10 protein-coding genes are annotated in these 12,111 nt (G+C 66.5%); 2 read left to right on the plus strand and 8 right to left on the minus strand.

The features are described 5' to 3' along the window. Positions 1–167: 167 nt before the first annotated feature. Positions 168–2,597: an AsmA family protein gene (locus R9B84_RS20215; protein ID WP_423760138.1), complete on the plus strand. Its 2,430-nt coding sequence runs from the start codon at positions 168–170 to the stop codon at positions 2,595–2,597. Between the two features lie 257 nt (positions 2,598–2,854). Beyond that, the gene (locus R9B84_RS20220) at positions 2,855–3,010 is read left to right on the plus strand and encodes a hypothetical protein (RefSeq protein WP_423760139.1); all 156 of its coding nucleotides are present in this window, start codon (positions 2,855–2,857) and stop codon (positions 3,008–3,010) included. Positions 3,011–3,232: 222 nt separating this feature from the next. Here R9B84_RS20220 and R9B84_RS20225 read toward each other — a convergent pair whose 3' ends face one another. From R9B84_RS20225 to R9B84_RS20260, 8 genes are all read right to left on the minus strand, one after another. Further along, positions 3,233–4,234 (minus strand): hypothetical protein, encoded by a 1,002-nt coding sequence (locus R9B84_RS20225; protein ID WP_423760140.1) that lies wholly within the window; start codon positions 4,232–4,234, stop codon positions 3,233–3,235. A gap of 413 nt (positions 4,235–4,647) precedes the next feature. Beyond that, positions 4,648–4,926 (minus strand): hypothetical protein, encoded by a 279-nt coding sequence (locus R9B84_RS20230; RefSeq protein ID WP_423760141.1) that lies wholly within the window; start codon positions 4,924–4,926, stop codon positions 4,648–4,650. Between the two features lie 603 nt (positions 4,927–5,529). Beyond that, positions 5,530–6,513 carry an ABC transporter substrate-binding protein gene (locus R9B84_RS20235; RefSeq protein WP_423760142.1) on the minus strand — a complete coding sequence of 328 codons (984 nt, stop codon included), beginning with the start codon at positions 6,511–6,513 and terminating at the stop codon, positions 5,530–5,532. Continuing rightward, positions 6,506–7,363, minus strand: coding sequence for an ABC transporter ATP-binding protein (locus tag R9B84_RS20240; protein WP_423760143.1), 858 nt, complete (start codon positions 7,361–7,363; stop codon positions 6,506–6,508). Before R9B84_RS20240 ends, R9B84_RS20235 begins: the two co-directional genes overlap by 8 nt. Beyond that, positions 7,360–8,430, minus strand: a complete 1,071-nt coding sequence (locus R9B84_RS20245) for a FecCD family ABC transporter permease (protein ID WP_423760144.1) — start codon at positions 8,428–8,430, stop codon at positions 7,360–7,362. The genes R9B84_RS20240 and R9B84_RS20245 overlap by 4 nt, the downstream gene beginning before the upstream one ends. Continuing rightward, the gene (locus tag R9B84_RS20250; RefSeq protein WP_423760145.1) at positions 8,427–9,461 is read right to left on the minus strand and encodes a FecCD family ABC transporter permease; all 1,035 of its coding nucleotides are present in this window, start codon (positions 9,459–9,461) and stop codon (positions 8,427–8,429) included. Before R9B84_RS20250 ends, R9B84_RS20245 begins: the two co-directional genes overlap by 4 nt. A gap of 11 nt (positions 9,462–9,472) precedes the next feature. Further along, the gene (locus R9B84_RS20255; RefSeq protein WP_423760146.1) at positions 9,473–9,598 is read right to left on the minus strand and encodes a hypothetical protein; all 126 of its coding nucleotides are present in this window, start codon (positions 9,596–9,598) and stop codon (positions 9,473–9,475) included. Continuing rightward, positions 9,595–12,087, minus strand: coding sequence for a TonB-dependent siderophore receptor (locus R9B84_RS20260; RefSeq protein ID WP_423760147.1), 2,493 nt, complete (start codon positions 12,085–12,087; stop codon positions 9,595–9,597). Before R9B84_RS20260 ends, R9B84_RS20255 begins: the two co-directional genes overlap by 4 nt. Positions 12,088–12,111: the final 24 nt, after the last annotated feature.

Here is a 12,111-nt window from a genome sequence, read left to right on the forward strand (position 1 = left end):
TCGCGTGGCGTCGCGGCTCGATCGGTTCCACCGTGGACGGCTGCATCCCGGCCCGGCCACGGGAAGCAACCGCCGGGCACGCATTGCACATGCGCCTGCATGTCGGCCCGGTGCCGGGAACACGGATTGCAGCGTACTTGACCATCGTGGGCGACCCGGAGTGGACAATGCACATCGCACGCCCGTTCGGCAAGGCAGTCGCGTGGTTTGCCGTGACCGTCGCCGTGGTGGTCGGCGCGCTGGCGCTCTTTGTGCAGACGTTTGACTGGAACCACGCCCGCCCGTGGCTTGACGACAAGGTCACCGAAGCCATCGGCCGGCCATTTTCGATCAACGGGGATCTGCGCGTGGACTGGCACCGGCCGCCGTTCGAGCACGGTTGGCGTGCATGGGTACCGTGGCCGAGGTTTACCGCGCGCAACATCGCAATCGCGAACCCCGACTGGGCTCGCTCGAAGGATTTCGCGACGCTCGACGCGATCAGCTTCGACGTGGCCGCGCTACCGCTGATCGACAGGCGCATCGTCATTCCGACGATCGAGTTCCTGAATCCGTCGGTCGATCTCGAACGCCTGAAGGACGGGCGCGAGAATTGGACTTTCAATCTGAAATCGTCCGGCAAGCCGCGCAACTGGACACTCGACCTGCATGACATCGCATTCATGAAGGGCAGTGTCGCCTACTACGACGAGTTCAAACGTGCCGACCTGAAGACGACGATCGATACGCTTGGTCAGCCGATTCCGTTCGGCGAAGTGCTCAGGCAGCAGGAGAAAAGTTCGCGCAAGGAATCAGCGGGGGTGGTCGGTAGCGCAAACATGTCGAAGCTCAACGCACAAGTGCAGGCCAGGGCCGCACCCGGCGCGTCGAAGGCAACAGGTGCTCCCGCTGCCGCCAGCGCATCGTCGGTAGCGCCGGCGCACTCGCCTTCCGCGGCCTCGGTGACGACCGAGACCTCCGGCGCAGCCGCGGCACTCGGCGCGAACAGTGCGGGCGCGGCTTCCGATCAAGGCTCGATCGCTGCTTATGCGATTGGCTGGACCGTCAATGGAACGTACAGGAAGTTGGCGGTGAGCGGCAGCGGGAAGGTTGGCGGTGTGCTGGCATTGCAGGACGCGCGGCGGCCGATCCCGGTGCAAGCGAGTGTACGCATCGGCGACACGCGTATCGCGCTGGTCGGCACACTGACCGATCCGGCACACCTGGCGGCGCTCGACTTGCGCCTTTGGTTGGCAGGACTGAGCATGGCGCATCTCTACGAGATCAGCGGCGTCACGCTGCCGGAAACGCGCCCGTTCGCGACCGAGGGCCGGCTGATCGGCCAGTTTCGTGAAGCGGGGAACGTCTTCAAGTACGAGAATTTCACCGGGCGGGTGGGCGACAGCGACCTGAACGGATCCTTGACATACGCGGCACGCAAACCGAGACCGGTGTTGTCCGGGAAGGTCGCGTCGAATCTGCTCCAGTTCGCCGATCTCGCGCCGATCATTGGAGCAGACTCGAATGCGAACAAGACCCGTCGCGGCGCGGCTCCTAACCAGCCCGCCGACAAGGCATTGCCGGTCGAGGCATTCCGTACCGAGCGGTGGAAAGCGATCGACGCGGACGTCGCGTTCACCGGCCGGCGCATCATCAAGAACGCCAACCTGCCTGTCACGGCGCTGGACACGCACGTTGTCCTGCACGACGGCGTGCTGACGCTCGATCCGCTGAAATTTGGCGTCGCCGGCGGCACACTTGCCATGACGATGCATCTGGACAGCAACGCAATGCCCCTGAAGGCACGCGTCTCGATGCAAGCGCGGCACCTGCGGCTCAAGCAGCTCTTTCCGACCTTCGAGGTGATGCAGACGAGCCTGGGCGAAATCAACGGCGACATGGCGCTATCGGCGACAGGCAATTCGCCGGCGGCACTTGCGGCGAGCGCCAACGGCGAGGTGAAGACACTGGTCACGGACGGTGCAGTCAGCCGGCTGCTGATGGAGGCGGCGGGATTGAATGTCGCGAATGTCGTCTACGAGAAACTATTCGGCAAGCGGGACGTGAAGATCAATTGTGCGGCGGCCGATCTGGTTGCGACCGACGGCGTGTTTGATTCGCGCGTATTCGCACTCGACACCGACGACGCCGTGATCGACATGGACGGCAACATCAATATGCGCGACGAGTCGATGAACCTGCGGATACACCCGCATACCAAAGGCTTCCGGGTGATTTCGCTGCGCTCGCCGTTGTATGTGCGCGGGACATTCAGGCAGCCGCACGTCGGCGTTCAGCCAGGTGCGCTGATTGCACGCGGCGGGGTGGCGGTCGGATTGGGGTTGCTCAATCCGTTCGCGTCGCTTGTCGCGTTGCTTCAGCCGAGCAACAATCGACCATTGCCGTGCCAGCAGATGCTTGCCGACATGGAAAAGCGGCCGACCGCGCCGACGCCGGGCGTACGACAGAAGGCGAAAGGGACGCCGGAGTACATGAAGGCGGCTTCCGGAGCCTTGGGGCCGCGAGGTATTGGACACACGGGAGAAGCGGCCAGCGGTGCGGTGCCGCCGCCCACGGGGCCGGCCTCGAATTCGGGCGGCGCCAGGAAATCGCCCTGAACACCTGAAGGAAGCGGATCTGCTGATGGGGGAATAACGAGCGAAGAGTCTGCCGCTCCGTATGGGAACGAATCGTGCTCGTTCTCGGATATTTGACGGAGGACATCTCGATGAAACCCATGACAATTGCAATACGTCGGATGCTGGCAACACTCGTGGCAGGCGGCGCACTCGTCGCGGCCGGTGCGGCGTTCGCGCAAGTCTACGTTGCACCGCCACCGAGGTACGAAGAGCCATATCCCGCCCCGGCGCCCAGCGTGTCGATCACACTCGGCATGCACGGCGACCGCTACTGGGACGGCGATCGCTACTGGGAGCACGACGAATGGAGGCATCGTCATCCGCATGGCCGTGATCCGTGGCGCGAGCATGAGCACGAGCGCATGCACGAACACGAGCATCGCGAATACTGACGAACGTCCGCCTGAGCAAAGACCAGGGACGCCGCCCCTGCTCGAAATCAGCGTACTTTCGCACCGCTTTCGTCGAACGCCCCACATACTCGGATGCGTCCATTCCGGAAGCGAAGATCGCCGCGAGGCCCGTCCACTCATCGGTTGCGCGGGTCCCGCGGCCAGCCCCTCGCCGACGCGGAGATTGCAGAACTGCCAGGATTCCTGCGCGGCAACCCCACCTCAGAAATTGTGGGCCAATCCGATCATGAACATGTCCTGGTCGGTGTTGTTGCCGCTCGCAACCCGGTTGAAGCGAAGATTCGCACTCCAGTCTTTCATGAATTCATAGCCGACCTGCGCACTGAACAGCGCCGCCAGCTTCATCCTGTCGGAAGGCACACTCTTGTCGTAGGCGAGATAGGGGCCGACTCCGGCACTGAGACTCCATCTGCTCGCGATTGGCGCGACGTACCAGAATTGAGCTGCGACGCCCCTTCTGGCAGCGACGTCGTTGACACCCTCGTAAACGAAGCTCGCCGAATACGCCCAGGCATTGCCGATCGGCCGTTTGAGTTCGACCAGGTAACCCTTCTGGATTGGAACCCTCGGCCGGTTCGTTTGCGACGTTCCGGCCCAGACGCTCAGCTGCGTCCTGCCGTCGGAAAACGACGGATGAGGGTCGCCGCCGAATCCCGAGCCGATGCCGAACAGCACCATATCGGAGGCGTGCCCACCCGCCATCTGAACACGGTTGTACTGTGCCTTGAGGTAGATGCCGTTGGGTGTGAACGCGTAACGCAACGCAGCCGATGCGAGGACCCCGAGACGTTTTTCGTTGTGCGCCTGATCGTCGACGTGCGTCGTGTTCATGCTGAAATACGGGCCCGCTGCGAATTCGAGCGCCATGCTCCCGCCAAGCGGCAAGCGTGCCGCGCCGAGCAGCGCGAAACCGTCGCGATGGTTGTCCGTCGGATGGCCTTCGTTCAGGTAGGCGACGAACACCGACGCGTAATCGTTCAGTGCCTGGCCAAAGCCGATTTCGTAAGCACGCCAGTGCATGTTGCCGCCCTCGGTCGCACGGCCATTACCATAAACGGCGAACGCGTCGAGCGTGTGTTGCCCCGGGCCGGCCCCACTCGACGTCTGCGGCGCGCCGTCGTCGGCATGCGCAAAGCCCGCAGCGGCCAAGCCGACGGCAGCGACGAAAGCATAACGGAAGCGAATATCAAGGTGCTTTCCCATTCCGGCACGCTCCAACAATAACAATGGCAACAAACCAGAGGATCGAATCGCGCCGCGATCTGCAGGCGCCGGTACCCCTGGCGCCTTATAGCCTAGCCGCGAGCGCTCACGCCTGGCCACCTCTCCAACGGCAGTCAGCCGTTACCGCTTGGAGGCCTGTGCGGCCGACTCGACAGCGCGCCTGATGGATGTCGAGGTTGCTTTGGGCGACCTGGACCGCCTGTTGGCCGATTCGTTGCAGTGTTGCGCAAAGCGCGTTTGGCGGCAATCGCCGAATCCAGCGCCGCACTGGCGGCCTCGGAGCCGGCGGGCGCACCTTTCGCGACGTCCGCCACCAGCGTCCTGACTGATCGATTCGCATTTACCGGATCGACTTTTCCAGAAACCGCGAGCGATCACGCAGCGTATGGCCGTCAGGTGCCGGCGGCGAGACGCGGGCCCGCGCCAAGCGGAGTGACCTCGGCTTCAGGCCGTGGCGACGGCAGCGCGTGTACCCAAGGATCGATGCCCTGCTGACGCACTTCTTCGAGAAACGCAACGCGCGTGCTCCAGTAGCTTGCTCGCAATTTTGCATCGATGACACGCTGCTCGGCAGCAAACAATTCCATGCGAGCAGTCACCAGCATCGACGCGGCGGTTTTTTCCGGCGTCGGGGCGTGACGCATCGCCCACCGGCTGATCCAGTTCACCATGCTGCCCCCCGTAAAAACGAACGGACCCGGATTGGGCAATCGCGACCGGCCGCGCGCCTGTCTCGATGCATCGCGGCCACCACCAAACGTCACCACCCAGGTTCCGGGCGCCATCGACACCCCGTATCGATGGCGATCGCCGCGGCATGCGCGCGCGGTTTACCTATCCTATGAATACTTTCCGGTTTGCGCGATACGGGTTTGCATCCTTCGACGCGTTTCATTCTTGAATCCGTGCATAGCACATGCGGCTGCCCATTTCCATCAGCAATCGAAGTTTTTTCGCGCCGGAGGAACGGGCGGCGCATCGTCGACCGTGCGCGCATCGGCATTGCGGTGGCGCACCGCCGCGGCCCGTCGCTGCAACGCCCGTGAGCGTGCCGCCGATCCGATCAACCGGCGACCGCACACTCGACACGCAAGCACTGACGGATCGCTGCGTCGCCCAACGCTCCGCTGCAGCGCATTGCCTCAACGCATCTGGAGCGCGAGAAATCCAGATCGCCCCACCGGCCTCTCGGTCGTTGTCAGGCCGTTTTGCGTCTGTAGTCGCAAACGCACCTGCAAGATCTCGTCGCGACCGTCACGCCCCAGGGCAGCGCATCAATCCGCACGTCTCAAATAGGGTGACGCGATCTCCCGCAAGTCCGGGGGCGCGAACAAGCCCGGATGCAGGAACGCGGCCGCTTCAGCCAGCACGGCATGCCGTGCAATCGGTCCGAACGATTCGATCCAGTGATCGCCCACGCTCACGATCCTCACCCTGCGCGTCGAAACCAGGTGCTGCCAGACCGGGTTCTGCTCGAAGGCGCGCCGACCGCTGTCGTCGTAGACGAAAATCGTGTCAGGCTTCGCGAGCAACAACGTCTCGAGGCTCATCTGGAACGCCGTATTGTCGCGTTGCGACGGCAACGGATTGCGTCCGGCGATGTTGACGCCACCCAGCGCGTTCAGTAGCGAGCAGGTCATGTTCTCGTCGTAGAACGCCCACGGCGCAACCCCCGCCCCCCAGACGAACAGGTAGCGCGGCGCGGCGCGTGATGCTGCACGCGCACGGAATCCCGCCAGCACGTCGGCGAAGCGCCGGTTGAGTGCGGCAGCAGCCTCGGCACGACCCAGCGCTGCCCCGACGAGCGCGATACTGCGGTCGCTGTCGGCGCCAACCTCGATATCGAGCGCAAGATACGGCGCGATCTGCTGAAGCCGCGCCGCGTTCGCTTCGGTGTAGCGCCGGATCGCAACGATCAGATCCGCATGAGCGCTCGCCAGCAATTCCAGATTCGGACTCGCGCGCTGCCCCAGGTCGATCACGCGATCCATTCTGTCCAGCAGATAGGCGGGCCGCCGGTCGCGCACGAGAAACGTCGACGCGATCGGTTGCACGCCGAGCGCCAGTGCGGTATCGGCGCCGAAGTACGAAATCGCCGCGAGCCGGCGCGGCGCAGCATCGAAGCGCAGCGTCGCGCCGCGATCGTCGACGACACTGTACGGCGCCCCCGGCACCGCCGCGCGAACGGGCCGCGCGAGCACCGATGCAAGCGAAGCCGGCAACGCGAACGACAGCGTGCGGCGCTTGCGATCAATCATCGCTGGCCTCTCCGACTGACGACACCGCGTCGCGAACGGGTGGACCCGCATCGTCCTCTCCGCTGCCGGGTGCGGCATAACCGAGCGGATGACAGACGGGCACGCCGTCGCTCGCACCATGCAATCGTTCGCTGCGCACATGGAATACGTCCGCAACGAACGACGGCGTCAGCACGTCGACCGGCGCGCCGTCGGCAACGAGCCGCCCGTCACGCATCACGATCGCCCGATCCGCAAAACGCATCGCCTGGTTCAGGTCGTGCAGCGACATCACGAGCGTCAGCCCGAATGCCTGGTTGAGCCGCTGCAGCGTCTGCATCACGTCGAGCTGATGGCCGAGGTCGAGATAGGTCGTCGGTTCGTCGAGCAGCAGAATGTCCGCGCGCTGCGCGAGCGCCATCGCAATCCATACGCGCTGACGTTCGCCGCCCGACAGCGCGACGAGCGAACGATCCTGCATCGCGGCCAGCCCCGTCATGTCCAGCGCCCAATCGACTGCGTCCCGATCGTCGTCCGTTTCTCCGCGCAGCCAGTTCCGGTGCGCGAACCGTCCGTGGCTGACGAGCGCCCGCACCGTCAGGCCGGACGGAATGTCCTGCGTCTGGGCCAGGAACGCGATGCGTCGCGCGAGCTTGCGACGCGGCCACTGCCGCAGCGGCACGTCATCGAGCAACGCATCGCCGTCGCGCGGCGCGAGCAGGCCAGCCAGTGCGCGCAGCAGCGTGCTTTTGCCCGAGCCGTTCGGACCGAGCAACATCGTGATCCGGCCGGGCTCGATCGACAGCGACAGCGTGTCGACGATGCGGCGCGGGCCATATCCGAGCGAGAGATCGCGGGCAACGAGTGTCATCGTGAGGAGCGGGACAGCAGATAAAGAAAGAGCGGCGCGCCGAACAGCGCCGTGACCGCTCCCACGGGAATTTCGGCCGGCGCAACGACGACGCGGCCGGTCAGATCCGCAAGCGCCGCGATCAACGCACCGCAAAGGAGTGCGAACGGCGCCTGCCGCGCGAGCGAACCGCCCACGGCCAGCCGCGCGAGATGCGGCGCGATCAGGCCAACGAACGCGACCGGCCCGGCGATCGCAACCGCGCAGGCGGCCGCGAAGCCTGCATAGGCGATCGCGACGAGGCGCCAGCGTTCGACGTTCAGGCCGACACTCGCCGCCGCGTCGTCGCCGAGCGACAGCACCTGCACCGCCGGCAACACGACCGGCAGCAACGCAATCGTCGCCGCGGTCCACGGCGCGAGCAGCAGCACGTGTTGCCAGCCGCGCGCGTAGAGGTTGCCGGCGAGCCACGTCAGCAGTACCTCGATGCGGCTCGAACCCCAGCCCGCGAGTATCGTCATCGCGACCGCATACATCGCCGCGCTGACGGCGACGCCCATCAGGATCAGCCGAAACGGCGCCGTGCCGTCGCGCCATGCAAGCGCGTAGACGCCCAGCGCCGCACCGATGCCGCCCACCTGCGCGACGAGCGGCATCCACGTGATGTCGTACGCGTCGAGCCGGCTGCCGTCGAGCGAACCCGCGAAGTTCGCGACGAGCAGCAGCAACATCACGCCGAGCGTCGCGCCGGACGACACGCCGATCGCGCCGGGCTCCGCGAGCGGATTGCGCAGCGCAGCCTGCAGCACGAGCCCGCTCGCTGCCAGTTGCGCGCCGATCATCAGCGCAAGCAGCACGCGCGGCATGCGCAGCGCCCACATCACGAAGGCGACGTCGCGCGCGCCGTCACGATGGATCAGCGCCTGCACTGCCGACGTCAACGGAAAGTCGGCCGCGCCGAAACACACCGACACCACGACCACGAGCATCAGGATCGCCGCCCACCCTGCGCCGTGCGCAAACGTCCGCCACGTCGCGATGCCCTGTACGCGCGTCGCACGAATCGGCCGGATCGGGACGCCCGTCATGTCGATACACCTTCGTCGCGGCGAATCATCGCGATCAGCAGCGGGGTCGCGACCAGCGCGGTCAGGAAGCCGACCGGCAGTTCGCGTGGCGCCGCGACCGTGCGGGCGACGAGATCCGCTACCGACACGAGCAATGCGCCGCCAAGCGCCGTCACGGCCAACGTTCGCCGATAGCCGCCGCCGATTGCGACGCGCGCGAGATGCGGCACGCACAGACCGACGAAGCCGACCGGCCCCGCGATCGAAACGACCGACGCAGACAAGGCGACCGCAATGCCGCCGAGAATCAAACGCCAGCGCAACAGGTCGAGGCCGACGCCCTGCGCGGCTTCGTCGCCGAGCGCAAGCGTGTCGAGCACGCGTGCGCCGGCAAGGGCGGCAACGAGACCTGCGACGGTCCACGGCGCGACCATCGCGACCTGCTGCCAGCCGACACCCGCGAAGCCGCCAGCCAGCCAGTAGAACAACGGCCCGGCCTGCGGCCCCGCCACGATCATCAGCGAAATGACACCCGCGCTGCCGAGTGCGGCAATCGTCGTTCCGGCCAGAGCGAGACGCAACGGCGACAGCTGTGCGCGCCACGCCAGCGCGAACGTCAGCGTTGCCGCGATGCCGCCGCCGGCCAGCGCCACGAACGGCAGCATGCCCGCGGTCCGGGCCGGCGCCAGTACGGTCGCTGCGACGACCGCGAGCGCGGCGCCACTGACGACACCCGTCAACGTCGGGTCGGCCAGCGGATTACGCGTGATGCCCTGCATCAGCGCGCCGGACACCGCGAGGCTCGCACCGACCATCAACGCCGCGATCAGGCGAGGCAGACGCAGCGCGCCCACGATCTGTGCGGCGGGCGTGTCGCCGCCGGCCAGCGCATCGAGCGCGGCGGCAGGGCTGAGCACGAGGTTGCCGGCACACAGGCTCGCAAGCGCGATCGCACCGATGCCGGCGATCAGCACGAGCGCGATCACGCCGACACGTGCCCGTCCCCCGGACGCCGAACCCGGCCGCAGAACGCGCAGGTGTTTTGCCGCCACGGGCCGTTCGTTCACGATCGTGTCGCTCCGGCCTGTTTCACCCACACGCGCAGCCGGCACGCGAACTTGCGCAGCAGCATCGTCGCGGTGGCGGCCGGCCCGCTCGCGAATGCGACCAGATTGCCGGCGTCCGTCACAGGTCGGTCGACACCGACAGCCAGAACGTGCGCGGCGCCCCCGTGAACAGATACCCGGTCGGGTTCGCCTGCCAGTAGTCGCGGTTGAACAGGTTCGTCACGTTCGCGCGCAGCGTCACGTCGCGGCCGGCGACCTTCGTCGCGTAGCGACCGCCCAGATCGAAGCGCGTCCAGCTCGGCACGTGCTGCGTGTTGTCCTGGCTCACGTAGGCCTTGCCCGTGTAGATCATCCGGCTCGTCAGCGTGACGCCCGGCACGAACGGCGTATCCCATTCCGCGCCGAGCGTGGCCTGCAGCGACGGCGCGCCGACCGCATGATTGCCGTCGTACACGCCACCCTGCGTGCGGCGCAGCCGCGCATCGAGCCACGTGACGCCGCCCAGCAGACGCACGCCGCGCGTCACTTCGCCGAAGCCGGACAGTTCGAGGCCGCGATTGCGCTGCAGCCCGTCGAGGCTGAACAGCTTGCTGACCGGATCGACGATCCCGCTCGGCACGTCGATCTGGAACAGCCCGAGCGTTGCGCCGAACCTGCCGAGATCGAGCTTGGTGCCGACTTCGTATTGCTTCGACTTGAACGGCGCGAACACCTGGTTCGGGTTCGCCGCGTCGGGCGGCGGTGCCGAACCGGGCGTCAGCGCTTCGATGTAGTTCGCATAGAACGACAACTGGTCGAGCGGCCGGACGACGAGCGCGACGGACGGCGTCGTCGCACCCTGGTCGTAGTGCGACGTTTCCGCGCCGGACGTGTCGAAGTTGCGGCTGCTCACCTGCTGGCGACGCACGCCGACCGTGAGCTGCACGAGCCCGCCGGCGGCGGACAGCGTATCGGCCACGCCGATGCTGCGCAGGATCTGCGCGCTGTCCTTCGCTTCAGGCGACACCGAGACCGGCGCACCCGGCCCGGCGAGGCGGGTCGGCATGTAGATGTTCGTCGCGTAGCTGCCGTAGGCGGTCTGACCGAACCACGTCGTCTGCTGAAGGTAGCTGCCGCTCACGACGAGCTGGTGATCGATCGGGCCCGTCCTGAAACGCGTCCGCGCCCCCGCCTCGGCCGACAGCGCATGCGATGCGCCCGACTGGTATCTCGACGTGGACCTCGCGTCGCCCCGCGCATTGATGATCGTCGCGCCCGGGTCTTCCATCTTGTCGAAGCCAAAGCGGTTCACGCCGATCGCGCCGAACAGCGTCACGTTCGACGACAGGTCGTACTCGGCGCGCCCGAGCGCCGTCAGGCTGTGGGAATTCGAATAGGAAAACGTCTGCGCGAGATTGGTCCGCGAATTCGGCGCCTCCGGCACCGCGATGCCGGCGATCGGCGTGTAGCCGCGCACCGGTGCCCGCATGAAGTCCTCCTGGTAGATCACGTCGCCGGACACGCGCAGGCGGCGGCCGCGGTAATCCAGCCCGACCGACAGCGACGTGTTGCGCCGCGATTGTTCGTCGATCGGCGTGTCGCCTTCGCGGTGGGCCGCGTTGACGCGGATACCGAACTCGCCGTCCTGGCCGAAGCGCCTGCCGAGGTCGGCATGGCCGCCGAACACCGAGCTCGACGCGTATTCGGCGGTCAGGCGGTTGAGCGGCGTGTCGTCGGCACGCTTCGTCACGACGTTCACGCTGCCGCCGACGCTGCCCTGCGGCATCATCCCGTTCAGCAATGCACCCGGCCCCTTGAGGATTTCGACCCGTTCGACCGGATCCGCGCCGACGCGATAGGCCGGCACGAGCCCGTACAGGCCATTGAGCGCGATCTCGCCGTTCTCGACACGCAACCCGCGAATCGTAATCGCGTCGTAGCGGTTGGTGCTGTCGATCGCCGCACGGACCGAGGGATCCGTCGTGGTCAGCAGATCTGCAACGCTGGTCGCCTGCTGGTCGCGGATCAGCTTTTCCGTATAGCTCGAGATGCTGAACGGCGTGTCCATATAGTCGCGATTGCCGAGCAGGCCGACTTTCGCGCCCTGTGCCACCTGCCCCCCCGCATAAACCTCGGGAACCGCGTCATCGATCCGCTTGCCAAGCACCTTCACGGCCGGCAGCACGGCGGCTTCGGCACCCGTAGCCGCGGCAGGAGCCGGACGCAGCGAGAAGCTGCCGTCGGACTGCTGCACCGGCTCCAGGCCCGTGCCGCCCAGCAATGCCTGGAATGCGCCCTGTACCGAGTACGTGCCATGGACGCCCGCGCTGGTCTTCCCGGCCGTCAGGTCGCCGGGCACGCTGAGCATCACGTTGGCCTGATCGGCAAGTCGGTTCAGCGACGCAGACAGCGGGCCGGCCGGAACGTCGTAACGCCGGGTGGCCGCCGGCGCCGCCGCGCCGGCGGCAGACTGGGCGGACGCCACGTGCCACGCGCCGCTCCCGGCGAGCGCGATGCCGACAACGGCACAGCGCACGGCGTGCGCAGCGGGACGGCGCGCGGTGCGCATCCGTGCGCCGCTGCGCACGGGCAACGAACAATCGGGATTCGACGCAAACGACGGGCAATGCATGGACGGCATTCCTTGAGAATGAAG

The sequence above is a fragment of the Burkholderia sp. NLJ2 genome, assembly GCF_049487195.1.
GTDB lineage: Bacteria > Pseudomonadota > Gammaproteobacteria > Burkholderiales > Burkholderiaceae > Burkholderia > Burkholderia pyrrocinia.